Below are 18,103 nucleotides of genomic sequence, written 5' to 3' on the forward strand. Positions count from 1 at the left end.
ACTTCTTTTATATGATAATGCATTTGCTAAACCCTTGATATTTACTGTCTTTCAACTTTTAAATAACAACGGTTTAGTTATTTTCAATCTAATTTATATTTTTTGTGCACAGAACCTAGGTAATTTTAAAAGAAAATATATAAAGAAATCATAAAGTTATAGTTTATGAATTTTTATAATTGCTAAATTTAATTCTTATTATTGATTAATTTTTGGTACAATGTATTACTTATTTAAATTTTCTTCTAGAAAAATGTTTTCTCATATTGATCAAACTAAAATACGAATGGCTATACTTTTGACATTTTTTACTTTAACTGGCATGAGTATTGACCTATTTGCTCCATCATTACCGGGGATTAGCGCGTCATTACATATTGATCCGTCAACTTCAAAGATGGTTATCTCAATTTACTTAATTGGCTATGCTTTAGGAAACTTCATAATTGGAATAGTTACTGATGCTATTGGTCGTAAACTACCACTAAGGATCTCATGTACATTATTTGTAATAGTAAGTTTTTTACCGCCTTTGATACCTAATGTATATGTGTTGCTGATAGTAAGGTTTCTTCAAGGTTTCTTGATAGGTTCTATGGGTGTACTTAGTCGTGGTATTTTCTCGGATATGTTTCCTCCAGAGAAACTTTTAAAGCTTGGTCCAACTTTAGGCTTACTTTGGGGGTTGGGTCCAATAATAGGTCCAATAATAGGTGGGTTTTTACAAGAGTATTTTGGTTGGGAATCAGGATTTTACTTTTTTGGTATACTTACTCTAATAATAACTATTTTAGTTTTTATTTATATTCCAGAGACTATCGCACAAAAGTCAAAACTACAAGTATCTCAAGTACGTAGTAATATCATGGAGATTTTAGGTAATAAAGAATTTATAAGTATATGTATAGCAATGGGTACAGGATATTCTATGATTATAAGCTTCAATACATTAGGTCCATTTTTGGTTCAAGGTGTGATGGGCTATTCGCCTGCATACTTTGGTAAGTTAGCAATTTTTTTAGGGTGTTCATTTTTACCAGCACCAATAATAGGCCGTAAGCTTCTTGATCATTATTCTATAGGTAGAATATTTTTGATGATGACGCATTTTTTTATTTTACTAATAATATTGTTTTTTATACTTAGTTTTTTTATACAAGATAGTATTATATTGCTTATTGTCGCTACAATGACTGTTTATTTTGTTTGTGGTTCAATTTTTCCAATTTCTATGGGTAAAGGTATATCAATGTTTAGGCATATTTCAGGAACTGCATCCGCTATAATGTATCTTATAACTATGACTATATCAGGCTTGGTAGCATTTACTCAAGGCCACTTACATGCTCATACTATTACTGATATTATATCTATATATTTAGTATTGATGTTTGTTATAGTTGGATTATATTGGTATAAGATAAAAGAGCTTTAATACTGGATATATATCAATTTTTTTGTAATTATATTTTCTTATTATTCTTTTAAGTATATAAATCATGATAAAAACCTCAGCGTTACTTTGTGTTAAAGATAATGAGATGCTACTTGTAAGAGTACGTGATAATACTATTTGGTACTTTCCAGGTGGTAAGATAGATGACGGAGAGACTCACTTACAAGCTATTATCCGTGAGCTTGATGAAGAACTAAATGTACAAATGCATCCCACTGAGTTGGAATATCTTGGTGAAGTTATTACAGATAATCATGATAGGACAGATACTGTGTCAGTACAATGCTATGCTGGAGAAATCACTCAGTCAGTACAACCATGTGCAGAAATCTCTGAAATAAAGTGGTTTGATTTAGATGATACAGAGTTTATGGCTCCAGCTGTGATAGAAAGTATACGTAGGTGGTATAAACCATAGAGAGCAGCTTATATAGAGTTTTGATTAGCATTTATATTTGCAGCTAGAGATTTCTTAATTATGGTCTTTAAAAGTTCTTCATGCTTGTGATTTGGGTTTTCTCTCAAAGCATTAAGTGCATATTGCTGTAATATAACTAAAGGTAGAGTAATATCATCTCTCATTTTAATAGATCTTGCTTTTACAGGGTTCGCATGTAAGAAATCTTCACTCTTTCCTGTTACGGTTAATAGATATTGTTTTGCTAGAGTATGCTCGTTATGCATTAGCTGCCAAAATTCACTATACTTAACATCTCTACTTATGTGTTTAGTCATGTTGAAATTGGTTTGGGCAATACTTTGTAACGCATTATCAAATATTCCTTTAATAATCAAAGAGTGTTTATATATGTTTTTGATTATAGTGAGATTCTTTTGATTTTTTTTGACCATAGCATTTATTGCTGTTCCAAGACCATAAAATGCTAAGATACTTTGTCTCATCTGTGTCCATGCAGCACCGTACGGGATAGCACGTAAATCATCTAGTTTGATTTTAGCTCCAGAGTTTCTCTTTGATGGTCGTGATCCTACATTCATCTCACTGATGTATTTTAGGGGAGTTACCTCTGTAAGATAGTCTATGAATTGAGGGTGGTTTTTAAGGTTTATATATGTCTCAAAAGAGATTCTACCTAACTCATTTATAAGTGTAAGCTCAGAGGCATTTAGCTTATGAGCATTGTGTAGATTTAGCTTACCATATAGTCCAGATGTTAGAATTTGTTCTAGATTATATTGAGCGCTATTAGAGTTGCCAAATTTAGATGATATACTTTGTCCTTGGATAGTTACTTGGACATCATGGTTTGAGACTACGTTTGATAATCCTCTATAAAATAAAAACATATCCCCACCTCCACGTGAAGGAGGGCCTCCACGACCATCAAAGAATATAGGCTTGATGCCTTTAGAGCTAAGATATTTACTCAAAGCTCGTTTTGCTTCAAGGATTGACCAATTAGCCATAAAGTAACCACCATCCTTTGTACCATCAGAGAAACCAAGCATTATCGTTTGAGAGTTATGCCAAATTTCTAAATTATCTGTGTAGAGCTTTATTTTTAGCAAGTCATCAAGAATTTGAGTCGAGTTTTTTAGATCTTCCATAGTTTCAAACAATGGAACAACTTCGGTTTTAATTTTATTTTCACCTTTGATATTTTTATTAAAAAGCTCAAATATTGTTAAGACTTCTAATATACTCACAGTAGAGTTAGCGTTACTGATAATATACCTTTCGATTGCTTCATAGCCATTTTGTTGCTGGATATATTGTATGCTAGCAATAGTTTCAAGAACCTCTTTGGCTAGTTCACTATTAGTTTCTAATTCTACAAGGCTCTTTTGCTTAGCAAGTTTAATTAGAAGCTTGATTTTCTCTACTTCTTTTAGTGTTTTATAGTCTAAATTGTAGTTTTCTTTAAAAATTTCTGTGAAAAATTGATTATGTATTTTAGCATTTTGACGCACATCTAGTTTTGCAAAATGAAAACCAAAGATTTTTACCTTTAAAATTAGATTATCAAGCCTATCAACAAATAGAGAATCATACTGTGTATCAACAATATTTTTTACTCTAATCAGTTCATCTAGAAACTCCTGAGCTGAATTGTATTTATTTGCTTTTAGTCTTTTTCGAATTTTTGTAAGTTCATCATGAACATTTTCAAAAGTTAGCTTCTTAATAAGTCTTTTTAAATCTTTGTTATAGCAGTTAAAAATGTTTACTCTTAAGTGCTTTGATACTTTTTTAGTGACTTTTGCAGTTACGAAAGGGTTGCCATCTCTGTCTCCGCCAGGCCAAAAGCCAATCTCAATATTAGTATTATCATTAGTTAGTTTATGCTGAATTTTTGGGATAGTATTATAGAAAATATTATTTAAGTACCATATGATTGATATTGCTTCACCTTCTGGAGTAGGTTTCATTTTATTGCTAAATCTAGTTTTACCCATTTGCAAGAAAATGTCCTGAATCTTATTTATATCATTATCTAAGATAGCTCTCTTAAGATCATGAATAATAGGCAAGACTAATTTAGCATAAAACTGGGTAGGGTGTGCTGTTAGTACAAGTCTTGTTTTATATTCTTTTAGAACTTTAGTCAGAGTTTTCTGCTTATTATTCCTTTCAACTCTTCTGGCTAATCTAGTTATACTATATTCACCTTTTAGATCATGTGTTTTATCGTATGCAGCCTCTTCTAAAGCATCGACTAAGACTATTTGTCGTTCTATGTAGCGGATAAATTTTATAAATGTCTCGAGTCTTTCTTCTTCTGACATCTCTGGATACATATTTTCAATGATTTCTATAGGATCCTTGTCATTTTTTAGCTCACTCTTACATATATTAGAGAATGTTGCTAATTTAAAGTTTGCATTATGTTTTTTGTCAAGAGGCGTGCTTAAGAAGAGACCATTGAGCATTTTGTATTTAAGCTCAACTTTAGATTTATAGTTTTCTAAAAGTTCGTTTTCAATAGAGTAAAAGGACATAAACATCTCCTATAGTTAATCAAACCAAAGCAAAGGCTAATAATTTATTTTAAACTATTTATGCTATGAGTGTATTTATTTTGGATTGGTATAGAGAATTTTTAGTGCATAATTGAAATATGAAAATTCAGGTTAAGTATGCTTAGTTATTTGATAGTTTAATCATTAGATTCTAACTTTAATATTGATTCTCCATACCTTATTTCCTCAAATCCTCGACCTTTTGAGTTTATTTTGATTTTACCTTTTTCTGATAGAATTACGTTGTGTTGTAAAGTATAGCTTCGTAGAAACTTAGCATATTTGCTATTGAAAACACAAACAAGGGCAAGCCATTTAGTCATCATTTTACTTTTAATTAAATCTATTGGAAGATAATCGTTATAATTAAGGTTTTCTTTATTTATATAAGGTATTTTAGGGGCTAAGATAAAAAGTTTTTGTAAATAAGAGTTCTCTTTACCGCAATAGTTATAGAAATAAAATTCTGTTAGATCATTATAAAAATACAATTTATTTTCAAAATCATCTTCAAAATATAACTGGCCAGTATTATCCATTTTTACAATGAAGTTTACTTTTTGCTTTAATTCTTTTCCTTCGGTTATGCTATAGGTAAATTTGTCATCTAAAATAAAACCAAATTTAGCCCTTATTGAGTGATCTATAATAACTGAATTTATAAAAGAATCTTTTTGTGGAATAGTGCTAGAGTATAGTTTTTCTCCTGTATAATATTTATCAAAACAAAAGTTTATAGTTTCAGCATTATGCAATATAGAGTTTTGTACTTGAATATGGATGTGTGGCTCTGGGGAATAACCACTATTACCACATTTTGCTAAAGCATCATTTATATAAACATAGTCACCAACTTTAACCTTTAGAGAAAACTGCATAATGTGGCATATCTTTATAAATAACTCCTGATGATTTTTTATTATTATATAATTGCCCCAATTATTTGCTCTATCTATATTACCAATAGGATTATCAATTAGGTCATGTTGACAATCTACAATATAGCCCTCCACAGGAGATAAAATACTTTCGCCAAAGCATAAGTAGCTCTCTAATAAATTTTGATTGCCAATATATGTTTTACCATTTTCTTTTTTTACAAAATCATAAGCAAATTGATATTTTCCTTTATGAGTCCATTTGTCATTAAAACCTTGATAAACATACCATTGACCACTAAATGGCAAACTAATTTTAGGAGCTTGCCCAAATCTGTAGATTCTATTTAAGTAACTTAAAAAAGATTTTTCAGGGGTTGATTTTATAACATGGTTAATATCTTTGTACCCTAGGCCTTTTAGGGTGAAAACGAAAGCAATAGTTATGATACTAAAAGGTAATGTAAATACAGGCGTAGCATAATAGTCTAAAATGATTTCAAACATGTTAGTTACTATAACTGTGGAGGTTATAGCAAAAAGAGTTATTATCAGACTTCTAAATGTTGGTACTAGGAATATTCCATATAGTGCCACTCCAGTGAGAATATAATTAAAAGCATATAAGTCATTTAGTGCTAGGGTTAAAGATCCGCTGAGAAGAAATTCAAAATAAATCCCAAAAAAATAACTAAATATAGCTGTGAAAAAGATTATTCTTGATGAAATAAAAATTACAAATAGTATTACTAACCCAACAATATTACTTGGGAGGAAAAATATACTTCCAAGAGCTTTTAAAAAGCTACTAATAGCTATCGGTAGATTAATATCAAAGCTTGTCAGATCCTTTAATAGGTGATTGTCAAAACCTAAGAATTTTATTGATGCTATGTAAGTGACTATAGCAATTATTGAAAAGGGCAGAGAGAGTATTGGAAGGTGTTGTCTACGAAGTGTTTTTGCAAAGATATAGCAAATAATAAATGTTAAAACTGATAAAGTAGCTACAAGGTAGATAGATATGACAGAAAGAGGTAATATATAGCCTACAGCCAAGCCTACTAATAGAGCATTACAAAGGTAGGGCTCATAGCTTGTTAGGCAATTATTTGAGATATTAATTAGCTTTATAAAAATAATATTCACTAAGATTGCTATTATTCCACATAGCGTCATAGAAGGGTTTATAAATAGAGATAATAAAATGACTATAAAAATTAATTTACTATCTAAAAAAAGTACAGAGCTATAAGGTTTTAAGAAATTTTTTAACTTTATCATCTATGGAACTTCTCTAAAATTAACTGTCTCAAGGTTATCTACTTTTTTAATTAGTTTAGCTTTACCATCATTATCAATCAAAACGACAGCAGGTTTATATCTTATAAATTGCATTGATTGGGTATAGTTATAAGCCCCAACAGGAGAAATTGATAAAACAGAATTTCTATCTAAAGCAGGTAGCATGATACTTTCTTCGATAACATCTATATTCATACATAAAGGCCCATTTAGAGTAGATGGCTCAGATATATTGCCGTAATCTTTGTCTGTCTCGATATTAAAGTTATACCAAGTCGATGTATATAGGTTGTTTACTCCTGCATCCATAATGTAGCTTTTTCTTCCATCAGGTAGCCTTTTCCAACCATACACAGATGTAAGAAGATAGCCAGCTTCATCAATTAAGTAACGACCTGTTTCTAAATAAAGCTCGGGTAAATCTTGGGATCTATTTTGTTCATAAATTGTGTTAACAATAGCACAAGCATAATCATCGGCTGTTGGCACTACAACGTCAGGTGATTGATAGATACCTTTTAGATTACTTTTACTAGCAAAACCTCCTCCTATATCGATATACGCTATCTTACTTTCAAATTTTTGTTCTATTTCATACTTAAACTGCATTAGTTTCTTTGTAGCTAATTTATAAGCATTTGTATCTAATATAAAAGTACCTATATGAGTATGAAGGCCTGTTAAAAATAGTTTGTTATTTTTATGTATTCTTGTGACAGCATTTAGAGCATCACCATTTTCATAGTTAAAACCAAATTTACTCCATTGCGGATATATGCCTGTATCCATGTTAAGCCTAATTGCAACAGGTATTTTTATTTGTAGCTCATCAGCTATCTGCTCTAGATCATTTAGTTCAAATAAGTTATCAATATGTATTTTTGCACCTTCTTGGACAGCAATTTTCAAATCTTTCTTTGGTTTGTACGGACCATTAAATATAATATCTTCGCCATTTACACCAATATTTCTTGCTTTTTGATACTCAAACTCACTTACAACTTCAGCACTAGATCCTAAGTTATGAAAAATTGTACATATTTGATTTAGATAATTAGTTTTATAGCTCCAGCTAAATTTTACTTTTGGATATCTTGAGCTAAATGCTTTATATAGAGATTTGTACTTTTTTTCCATCTGCTGTTGTGAAAAAACAAACAAAGGGCTTCCAAATTCTTCAATTAATTTATTGATGCTTACATCATCGATAGTTTCTCTTACTTTCTGTTTAGAAAGTGAGCCGCCATATTTAGATGCCATTGTGAAATCTAGTTTATTTATTATAGGTTTTGAGTATTTTTTTTTCATCTTTATCTTATTTCTTTATTTAGAACTAAATTTTTATATTCATCGAAATCAGCTATAATTTCATCAACAAATCTTACGTATATTTTATTGATAGGGTAGTCTAATTTACTTTCAAACTTCTCATTTTGGATTATTTTCACTAGCATTTTTGGTAGGTTTATACCAACCTCTGTAGCTAAGTGCACCCAGGCTGGAAAACGCGGATTGATTTCTATTAGATATATATTATTTTTATTCACCATACACTCAAGCTCAAAGGCTCCTTGCCATTTTATTAGTTTTGTAAATTTCTGAGCTGTTTGTATAAGTAAATCATTTTTTATAGTTAGACCTAGCCAAACTTTTCCTAAATTAGTTGTGGTTAGTTTTTTCATCGCCACAGCACCTTTTAAATTTCCTTTGCCATCAGCAACTCCAGCTAAATTTATCTCTTCGCCATCTATGTGCTCTTGTAGCAGTATTGGTAAACCCCATTCATTATATATATTGTAAAAAGCTTCTATGGCACTATTAGTATTAAAGACTTTGTATGCTTTATAGTAATTACCTTTTATCATTAGGGGAAAGCTAAGTTTTTCTATAACTTCATGGAGTTCTGTTATAGTATTTACTTGGTAGGTTTTAGGATATTTTATGCCTAGGTTGCTGCAAAGTTTGTCTAATCTGTTTTTGTTTCTAAGTTCAAAGTTTTCTTGAGAAGGTAAACAGAGATTTATACCTATTTCTTTAGATATTTGATCTTGATATTTAATATATAAAGGTAGTTCAGCATCTAGATTTGGTATGATTATTTGAATGTCATCTTTTTTCTTTATATATTCTAAGCGTGCTTTTAATTCGTCAAACCCTGATGATGGATATGGCATTAGATAAGTTTTTGAAAATAGTTTTTGATAATTACCTGGCTCACTAGCATCATAGCTTAAACCAATAAGAGAGAATTTATCGTTTAAGCTTTTTGCAACAGGTATTCCTGGAGCTGGGTTGTCAGTATTGTTTAAGCCACTTATTGCTATTTTCATTTATATTAAATTGTATATTTTAAGTTTTGAAATAAAGTCACTAACATCAATGTATAACTCTTGTTCAGAGGTATCATATTCATTATTTAGATTTTCTATAATTTCTTGAATTGTTTTATCTTTTTGTAATAAGTTTATTATTTTTTTAGCTACTTCATTTACTTGATAGCTATTGCCCATGGGATGATGAAACAATATATCACTTTCGTTAAGCTGTAGTTGACCTATTTGCGACATTGCTACTTCTTAGAAGGTTTTTCTTAAATTAAAGCATATATATAAACCTATAACTATAGATTTACGATTAATAACTACTTTATATTAAGACTTTATAGATTAAATTAATTCTTAAAATCTTGAAACAATTTACCTTCTAGTTTAATCTTTAAACAATTTTTTATTTCTAAGGTATCTAATTATGGTTACAACAAGATTTGCACCTAGCCCAACAGGTTTTTTACATGTTGGTGGGGTGCGTACAGCATTATTTAGTTGGTTATATGCAAAAAATAATGATGGTAAATTTATTCTAAGAATTGAAGACACTGATTTAGAAAGATCTACACAGGAAGCAGTTGATGCAATTTTGGATGGAATGCAATGGCTAGGTCTAGAAAATGATGATGAAACTTATTATCAAACAAAGCATTTTGATAGGTATAAAGAAGTTGTTGATCAACTTGTAGCTGACGGTCAAGCATACTACTGTAGTTGTTCTAAAGAAAGGCTTGATGAGCTAAGAGAATATCAACAAGCAAATAATCTTAAGACTGGTTATGATAGTAAATGTCGTGATGAAAACTATATACCAAAAGAGGGTGAAAGTTTTGTCATAAGGTTTAAAAACCCTAAAGATGGTGTAGTAAGCTGGAATGATGCGGTAAAAGGTAAGATCTCTATAGCTAATCAAGAGCTAGATGATATGATTATCCAAAGAGCAGATGGTTCACCAACTTATAACTTTTGTGTTGTTGTTGATGATATGGATATGGCTATTACTCATGTTATTCGTGGAGATGATCATGTTAATAATACGCCTAAGCAAATCAATATTTACAAAGCTTTAAATGCTGATATTCCGGTATTTGCTCATGTGCCAATGATTCTTGGTCCAGATGGTGCAAAACTATCTAAACGTCATGGTGCTGTAAATGTGATGGCATACCGTGAAGAAGGCTATTTACCTCAGGCAATGCTTAACTATCTTGTTAGATTGGGGTGGTCACATGGTGATCAAGAGATTTTCTCTCTTGATGAGATGATAAAAAGTTTTAATTTGGAGCATATTAGTGCTTCACCATCGCGTTTTGATTTTGAAAAGCTTAAATGGATAAATAAACACTACATCAAAGAATCTAACTTTGAAGATATTCGTTCAGAAGTTGAGTATCATTTTTCAAAACTAGACTTGGATATTAATAATGGTCCTGATTTACAAGAGCTTGTTGCTGTAATGGCTGAAAAGGCTGATACTTTAGTTGAGCTTGCTGAAAAGTCTAGTTATTTCTATAGTGATGATATTCAGTATGATGAAAAAGCAGTTAAGAAACATTTTAAAGCTGCAACAGCAGGTATATTAAAAGTGGCTCTAGAAAAATTTGAAGCTTTAAGCTTAGAACAATGGCAAGATCCTCAAGTATTACATCAAGTTGTTGGTGATACAGCAGAGCAATGTGAAGTAGGTATGGGCAAGGTTGGTATGCCTTTACGTGTTGCTATTACAGGTTCTGGACAATCTCCAGATATTGGGGCTACTTTGAAATTATTAGGTCAAGAAAAAGTAGTTTCAAGGGTATCCAATGCGATAAATACTATTGCATAGTAACTAACAATCATCTTAATCAATAAGTAGCTAATTGATAATAATTCTTCTATTTTAAAATTTGCTGTAGCAAGTTGTCTAATAAAATATTTTTTTGCTAGACTGTAAAAACTTATTGTTTTACATAAAATACTAAAAAAAAAATGGAAAATGGAAATATAAAGAATGGTCCAGGACTTTTCTCTGCGATAGCTATTGGAGTCGGATGTATCATTGGTAGTGGTTGGTTATTCGCTGCTTATTATGCCTCTAAACAAGCTGGTTCAGCATCTCTTATATCTTGGTTGATTGGTGCAGGGATGGTTTTGATCTTATCTTTGTTACTTGGTGAAATTGCTTCATTTAAGCCTGTTAGGGGATTATTTGGTAGACTACTGACAATTAGCCATAATCCAGATATGGGCTTTGTTGTAGCGATATCTAACTGGGTTGGTTTACTTTTGACTATTCCCTCAGAAGCTCAGGCAACAATTCAGTATTTAAGTACAGCGTATCCAAAATTAGAGCCATATATATTTTCTAACCATGATCTTACATATGTAGGTATTTTATGTGTGGTTGTTTTGATCTTTATTTATGGATTGATTAATTATTGGGGCGTTAAGACACTTACTAAATTCACTAATTTTATGACTATATTTAAAATTGGTGTGCCTGTTCTTACTGGATTAATTTTAATTTATACTTCATTTAATACGCATAACTTTGTTGCGTATCATGACAGTTTTAATCCATATGGATATGGAGCAGTTTTCTCTGCGGTAGTTACATGTGGTATTTTCTATTCATTCTATGGCTTTGGAACTATAGCAACGTTTTGTTCAGAAATTAAAAACCCAAAACGCAATATTCCTTTAGCATTGACGGGATGTATAGTTATATGCTTGATTATTTACTTATTATTGCAAGTAGCTTTCATAGGAGCGTTACCTAGCCATCTATTAGCAAATGGTTGGCATAAACTAAACTTCACATCGCCACTAGCTCAGCTAATGTTACTTCTTAACTTAAATGTATTTGCAATATGTTTGTACATAGACGCAGCAATCAGTCCATCTGGAACAGCTACAGTTTATGCAGGTTCTGCTGGAAGAATATTTACTGGAATGGCTCAAGATAAGCAGATGCCTCAATTCTTTGCAAAAATGCATGAGCAATTTAATCTTTCTAGAAGATCATTGGTTTTTGGCTTACTTATATGTATAGGTATAGTTTTATTCTTTAGAAGCTGGCAGCAGTTGATGATTGTGGTTGCAGTTTTCCAATTGTTGACTTGTGTTGCGATACCTATTGCATATGTTAAGCTAAACACTGAAATGAAGAAAGTAGGAGATATATTCCATGTTCCTTGTGGGCGTATACTAAGTGGGTTTGTGTATCTTTTAGTCTCTTATCTGATAATACAGTCAGGTGTTAAGGCTGTTACATTCTCATTGATTATACATGTTATATTATTTGTGGTTTATGCTTTGAGTTACTATCGTTCAGCTAAAGGTGTCAAAAAAGCATTCGCATCTTCATGGAGTGTTTTCCTTTATATGATATTAACTGTGATAGGCGCATATTTCCAAGGAGTAAATGAACTAAATTCAGTAGTTTCAATTTTAGCATTCTTTGTTGTAATGTTAGTTTGTTATTTCTTCTTATTAAGACAAAAAACTTTTGCAAATAGTTTAGCTTAAAGCCATTAGTACTTACTTTCCGGTAAGTTTTTTTCTAGATTTATTCTATATTTAACTTTATATGTTTGCCAATCTATATTTGGCAAGAAGGGTTAACTAAATCAAAATAATTTACATTGGGCTTACAAATATTTAAGTAACTTCATAGTAATAAAAAAATAACTACCACTAGGAGATTAAAATGTATACAAAAAAGATTAATATAGACCATAAGCATATTGATTTTCAAAATATTTTAGACAATATCCATTATTCATATTACTATGAAATAGTTAGGCATGAGCATTTTGCTCAATTTGGTAAAACAGTAGAAGAACTTGCTAAAGATGGTATTAATGCTATATTGCTCGATGAGCATATAAAATTTAAAAAACCTATCACTGCAGGTGAAGTTGAGATTACTAATAAATTTACTAAATTATCTAAGGTTAAGTTTGTAGCAGATCAAGAAATTAGAGTAGATGGTAAGGTTGCTAGTACTAATAGATGTGAAATTACTTGCATACCAGCTAAAGGTGGTAGGCCATTTTTCCCTGAATACTTAAATGATTTTATATCTATATGACTACTTTTTGATAGTTATAAGTTTATTTTTTATAAAAGTTTAAAAAGATTAATTATTTTTTGATAAAAACCTTGACTAAGTTTTAAAAGTAAGTACAATAGTCCTCATATCGCTGGAAACAGTGGTTAAAAAGTCTTATGTCCCGTTCGTCTAGAGGCCTAGGACACCGCCCTTTCACGGCGGCAACAGGGGTTCGAATCCCCTACGGGATGCCAATTAAAAAAGTCTTATATATCAATACTTTCAAGCAGGTTTCATACAAATCTTATCGTGATGTGTGTTTTTATTGGGGTGCTGTAGAGGTACTACATATTTATATAAAATTTAATTTATTGATAGAGAAATTAACAAAATTACTAAACAACTTAATAAAAAATAGAAGCACATAACCTAATCAGGGTAAACTCATGAAATAACCATGTAGTGTCAAAGTTGAGCCTTCACATAATCTACTAGAAATATTATAGCCATTTTTATATTATTTATTTAAAAACATTAATAAATTAAATAATGATGGAAAGACCCATATCTAAAGTAGCAGACTACATTGAAAGAATGTATCAAAAAATCGGCGATGTAACAACAAAAAATAAAAAATGGTTATTCCGAGGACAAGCAAATGAAAATTGGGAATGTATACCTAGTATATTTAGGGGTTATGAAGAAGATAAAGATCAAGGGGTCGTTAAATATGAAATTGAGATGATTAAAAAATATTGTGAACTTTTAGGGAAAAGTCAAACTAATTATAGTATTGATTTATTAGGTGAATTACAACATTTTGGGATGCCTACAAGATTATTGGATATTACAGGTAATTTTTTAGTAGCTTTATTTTTTAGTGTTAAAGATAAAGATCAAAAAGATAAAGACGGATGTATTTATATTTTTGATGGTGAAGAACCTCAGTATGCACACCATAGTGTAGATATGTCTCAGCGTAGAGAATCTACTAAAAAATTTTTTGGAGGGCATTACCCTAATAATAAATTATCTCAAGTTACTTTTGAAGATGATAATCTCTATAATAATCTTCCTAAGATAAATGAAAAAAGTATTGCAGAATTTAAAAAGAATTATCCTGATATTATCAATGATATTGGAAATAAAAGTAAAAAAAATAATCTTAGTCTAGATGAGAAAATAAATTATATAGTGAATTCTGTTAGCATGTATAAGCCTGTTATAGTTAGGCTATCTCCTAGTATTCCAAGAGTAATTGCCCAAGATGCATATGTGATTTTATATAAGGATATATATGATAAAGAAAAAAAAAGGTTGTATAAATTTTCTCAATATTCTAGTTTTTTTACATCATCTAAAACAGTGACTATTGAGAAAAAAGACAAAGTTGCTATAGAGAAAGAATTATCAAAATACTTTAATATATCTAGTTATAGTCTCTATCCTGAAACACCAGAAGAAGCCATCAAAACTATAATAAGTAGTATTGATGTAGAGAGTGAATGAGTATTATACATACAAATATTGATATCTATTTAATATTTTGCGTACCACATGACAAACACATGGAATTGTGTATCAAGTACAAAGTTGATATAATTTCTACATAGAATACTCAATTTTTTAGCTGAAAATCGAGTTTTAGAGAAAATTTATTAATATATTAAATTTAGCCATAGACGTTAAGATATAATTGTAAATGCATAACTGCTATTATAACTTATAAGGATTTTAATTATGTTTGAAGAAGAATATATATCAGAAAATCTTCATAAATTTTCTTTACTGGATATAATTTTAGTCGAGATTGTATATTTTCTTGTGGGGGTATTAATAGCCACAAACTATTATGCTCTTATGAATATGAGTTGGATATTTGATATCGTTATAGCTTTAATAGCTATGGCACCAATTATTATTCATCTATTTACTATTCAAGGCTCATTATTAGATAAGATTCATCATTATGTAGAAACTAATAATCCTGCTTATCAAACGCTATTGTTTTTTAGTATGTTTTTCTTAGGATGTACATTGGCAAATCTATTGCCTGTACTTAGCTTAGTTCCATGGTATGGGTATATCATATTAATGATTGTTCTGTCTATTAAGCCTATGAGATCAAATTTGTTTTGGTAAGATAGATAAAAAATATACTCTAAGTCATTATTAGAAATTATTTAAAGGAAACCTGATACCTCGCTCTATATATCCTCCAATAATGACAGCCCCTATTATAACAAAACATTTGCTGTAGTTAATAGGGTATATAGCAGTCTCAAAATTATTCAAGTCAAGGTAGGTAACATTCAGAGGCTGTATCGGCGAGTGATGATGACAAGAATATTACCTACCAAGGACTTAGTTTGGATAAAGTCTTTAGGGATGAAGAATTTATCCAAAACATTGCCATTATCAGAGTTCATGTTGTGTATATATGTTTGAACTATAAGGAGTTCTGATAATGACAGGTTTAATTATTACCTATACTTATTAACCAATTATAAATAGCAGATGATTTTGTTTAATAATTTACGTGCTTAAACAGTGATTCTGACTCGTAACAATTTTTTTATTAGTTAAAGATGTATTTTCATATTTTTATGAAAAATCTATATAATATAAATCCTTTTCCTAGTAGTAAGATAATTTAAAGGAGCTTTATGTATTTGCGTTTATTGCAGTCAATAATCCTGTTTTTTAGAAATTTTTTTGAAGGATCTTATAAATGGACAGGTGAAGATGAGATTAATGGTGAGCTGTATATTAGATATTCAATTAGATTTAAAACAGTAGATAAATCAAAACCTTTATCCTATTTTTCTGAAAATCCTGAAGAGGTTAATAAATTTGTTAGAGAAGATCGGGATAATATAATGCGGAAAGTTATCTTATTTCAATATGAAAATAATCAGGATATACGCATAAATAATAAAATTTTTAAAATTAAAAATAAGTATATAGTTTTTCCTATTCTTATAGGGCTATCAATTTGTGCTTATGATTTTACAATGTTTGCAAGTCACAGGATGATGCTATTTTTTGGGTTGGATATGCCCGGTGGAGCTGCATCATTTCCTCTTGTATATTTTATTGCGAATATTATACAAGAGGTATATGGATATAAAAGAATTAGGCAATTATTATGGGTTATAATAATAACTCAGATAGCTATACTTAGTATGTCATTGATAACATTATATTTTTTACCTGCACAAGAAATACCAATGCCAATATATAATATACTTCATAGAGTATCTCCAGATATGACCCATGATCAGATGTATTCTATATATTCAGGATTCTATAACTTTATATTGGGTCAAAATATACGAAATGTTATTGTTAATTTATTTGCTATATTTTTAGGATTGTTTGCAAATGCGTATATATTTGGTAATTTAAAGAAAATGACTAATGGTAAGCTTTTATGGTTTAGAACTATAGGAGCTACATGTATAGGTGAATTTGTATTTACTTTAATATTTGTTTTAGGAGCATTTTGGGGGCAATTCCACAATATGACTTTAATGCATATGCAAATAGATTTACTTATTTTTAAAGTTCTTTATGAAGTGTTATCAATATTTATAACTTATGGTGCATGTTGGTTAATAAAGAAGATTGAGGGGATTGAAATTATCGATTTCACAACGTCATATAATCCTTTTAAATTTTGGGATTTAGAGTATAGTGATAAAGATATAGTTTATAAGAAATAAATGTGAGAGGTAACTAATGAATTTTAATAAGGTTGCTAAAGACTATAAAAATATTTCTATTACACAAAATGATGCCTCTAAAAGATTATTAGATTTAATAGGAGTAGATCATAAATATAAAAGTGTTTTAGATGTCGGTTGTGCATCAGGAGTAAATACAGACGTACTTTTATCTATGATGAGTGATAAAGGACGATATCTAGGAATAGATCCTTCAAAAAAGATGATTGAATTAGCACAAGATAAATATAGTGCTAATAGTGAATTTATATGCTCAACATTTGAGAATTTTAATGCAAAGGATAAATTTGATTTTATATTTTGTAATTCTGTTTTTTACTTTTTCAAAAATAAGCAGATATTTTTTGAAAAGTGTAATGATCTTTTGAGTCATAATGGCTATATAGCAATACAAGCTCAAACAAGGCTGTGTGGTTTGTTTAGTGAAGCTATAGATAATACTAAGTTATGCGAGTCTACAAAAGAACAAATGAAAGGTTTTGATTTTCCAGCTAACCTAGTAAGTGAAAAAGAGTTTTTAAAAATACTATATGAGCAGAAGTATTTTAGTGTGAAAGTATTTAATTATCATATAGATTATCATACAGTTACAATAGATAAAGCAATGGATATATTTAGATCAGGTCCCGCTATACCTTGTTTATCTGAAAAAGCATATAAAACAATACCTACAGAAGAATTTAAAAAATCATTCTTGAGCGAAATTAGAAAATATCTTGAAAATAAATCAGACAATGGAGTAGTGACTTTAGATTCACCAAGAGTTTATATAGTGCTTGCAAGAGAGACTAGTCTTTAACTGATATAGATAAGAAATATCCAATTCTTAAATAGTTGCTACTTTTTAATGTTGGCTTTGAAAAAATATCATCAAGTATTAAATACTCTTTCTCTTTTCTAATAACTTCTTTACAAAAGAACATATTAGAATTTTCTTTATCATAATAAACAGTTTTTTGCCTATTATTTAACCTTTTGCTAGTAAAGAAAATTTTAAAGTTCCTTTCTTTATTGTCAAATTTAATATCACCAAAGGACTCAATACAGAGTTGATTTTCATTATCAAATTTAGAGTTGATTTTATACTTACTTGAATTATCTTCTATAGAAGTAATAGTTTCTAAATGTCTTTTATAAAGAAGAGGGACTTTACTTGCAGCTATATTATCTTCAATTTGTTCTAAAGATACTGGCTTTATACCTTTGACTTGTTCAATAGATATTTTAAAAAAATTTGCTAGCTTCTGTAAAGTAGTCTCAGTAGGATTATCAGATAAGCCATTAAGTATTGAATTTATAGGGGTCTTTACAGATAATTGTGTAAATTTTAATTAGGTTATATATTTTAAATATAACAATAAGGGATTTACAGAATG

At 29.8% G+C, this 18,103-nt stretch carries 14 protein-coding genes and 1 tRNA gene; 10 read left to right on the plus strand and 5 right to left on the minus strand.

Features of this window, described 5'->3' with window-relative positions; all coding sequences use genetic code 11:
• Positions 1-220 precede the first annotated feature (220 nt).
• Together AB8E56_RS08465 and AB8E56_RS08470 are read left to right on the plus strand one after the other, a co-directional pair.
• Positions 221-1,435, plus strand: a complete 1,215-nt coding sequence (locus tag AB8E56_RS08465; protein ID WP_329480056.1) for an MFS transporter — start codon at positions 221-223, stop codon at positions 1,433-1,435.
• A gap of 64 nt (positions 1,436-1,499) precedes the next feature.
• Positions 1,500-1,874, plus strand: coding sequence for an NUDIX domain-containing protein (locus AB8E56_RS08470; RefSeq protein WP_329480058.1), 375 nt, complete (start codon positions 1,500-1,502; stop codon positions 1,872-1,874).
• 8 nt (positions 1,875-1,882) lie between these two features.
• On the opposite strand, the gene AB8E56_RS08475 is transcribed toward AB8E56_RS08470, so the two are convergent.
• The 5 genes from AB8E56_RS08475 to AB8E56_RS08495 form a co-directional block, all read right to left on the minus strand.
• Positions 1,883-4,417, minus strand: a complete 2,535-nt coding sequence (locus AB8E56_RS08475; RefSeq protein ID WP_329480061.1) for a phosphoenolpyruvate carboxylase — start codon at positions 4,415-4,417, stop codon at positions 1,883-1,885.
• A 158-nt stretch (positions 4,418-4,575) separates the two neighbouring features.
• Positions 4,576-6,600: an urea transporter gene (locus tag AB8E56_RS08480; RefSeq protein ID WP_329480063.1), complete on the minus strand. Its 2,025-nt coding sequence runs from the start codon at positions 6,598-6,600 to the stop codon at positions 4,576-4,578.
• A complete protein-coding gene (locus tag AB8E56_RS08485) occupies positions 6,601-7,929 on the minus strand; it encodes an alanine racemase (protein WP_329480065.1) in 1,329 nt (442 codons plus the stop codon).
• A 2-nt stretch (positions 7,930-7,931) separates the two neighbouring features.
• On the minus strand, positions 7,932-8,951 hold the full coding sequence (locus AB8E56_RS08490) for an ATP-grasp domain-containing protein (RefSeq protein WP_329480067.1): 1,020 nt from the start codon (positions 8,949-8,951) through the stop codon (positions 7,932-7,934).
• Positions 8,952-9,188 carry a PqqD family protein gene (locus AB8E56_RS08495; RefSeq protein WP_329480069.1) on the minus strand — a complete coding sequence of 79 codons (237 nt, stop codon included), beginning with the start codon at positions 9,186-9,188 and terminating at the stop codon, positions 8,952-8,954.
• 181 nt (positions 9,189-9,369) lie between these two features.
• Here AB8E56_RS08495 and gltX point away from each other — a divergent pair, with 181 nt between their 5' ends.
• From gltX to AB8E56_RS08535, 8 genes are all read left to right on the plus strand, one after another.
• On the plus strand, positions 9,370-10,773 hold the full coding sequence (gene gltX / locus AB8E56_RS08500) for a glutamate--tRNA ligase (protein WP_329480071.1): 1,404 nt from the start codon (positions 9,370-9,372) through the stop codon (positions 10,771-10,773).
• Positions 10,774-10,916: 143 nt separating this feature from the next.
• Positions 10,917-12,455 carry an APC family permease gene (locus tag AB8E56_RS08505; protein ID WP_329480073.1) on the plus strand — a complete coding sequence of 513 codons (1,539 nt, stop codon included), beginning with the start codon at positions 10,917-10,919 and terminating at the stop codon, positions 12,453-12,455.
• A 181-nt stretch (positions 12,456-12,636) separates the two neighbouring features.
• Entirely contained in the window at positions 12,637-13,020 is a 384-nt protein-coding gene (locus AB8E56_RS08510) for a thioesterase family protein (RefSeq protein WP_329480075.1), read from the plus strand.
• A gap of 139 nt (positions 13,021-13,159) precedes the next feature.
• Positions 13,160-13,235 (plus strand) — tRNA-Glu (locus tag AB8E56_RS08515).
• A 295-nt stretch (positions 13,236-13,530) separates the two neighbouring features.
• Positions 13,531-14,490: an FRG domain-containing protein gene (locus AB8E56_RS08520; RefSeq protein ID WP_329480077.1), complete on the plus strand. Its 960-nt coding sequence runs from the start codon at positions 13,531-13,533 to the stop codon at positions 14,488-14,490.
• A 231-nt stretch (positions 14,491-14,721) separates the two neighbouring features.
• The gene (locus AB8E56_RS08525) at positions 14,722-15,123 is read left to right on the plus strand and encodes a hypothetical protein (RefSeq protein WP_329480079.1); all 402 of its coding nucleotides are present in this window, start codon (positions 14,722-14,724) and stop codon (positions 15,121-15,123) included.
• Positions 15,124-15,647: 524 nt separating this feature from the next.
• Positions 15,648-16,706, plus strand: a complete 1,059-nt coding sequence (locus tag AB8E56_RS08530; protein ID WP_329480081.1) for a VUT family protein — start codon at positions 15,648-15,650, stop codon at positions 16,704-16,706.
• A gap of 16 nt (positions 16,707-16,722) precedes the next feature.
• Positions 16,723-17,526: a methyltransferase domain-containing protein gene (locus AB8E56_RS08535; protein ID WP_329480083.1), complete on the plus strand. Its 804-nt coding sequence runs from the start codon at positions 16,723-16,725 to the stop codon at positions 17,524-17,526.
• Positions 17,527-18,103 lie beyond the last annotated feature (577 nt).

This window comes from Francisella sp. 19X1-34, from assembly GCF_041102755.1.
Taxonomy (GTDB): domain Bacteria; phylum Pseudomonadota; class Gammaproteobacteria; order Francisellales; family Francisellaceae; genus Francisella.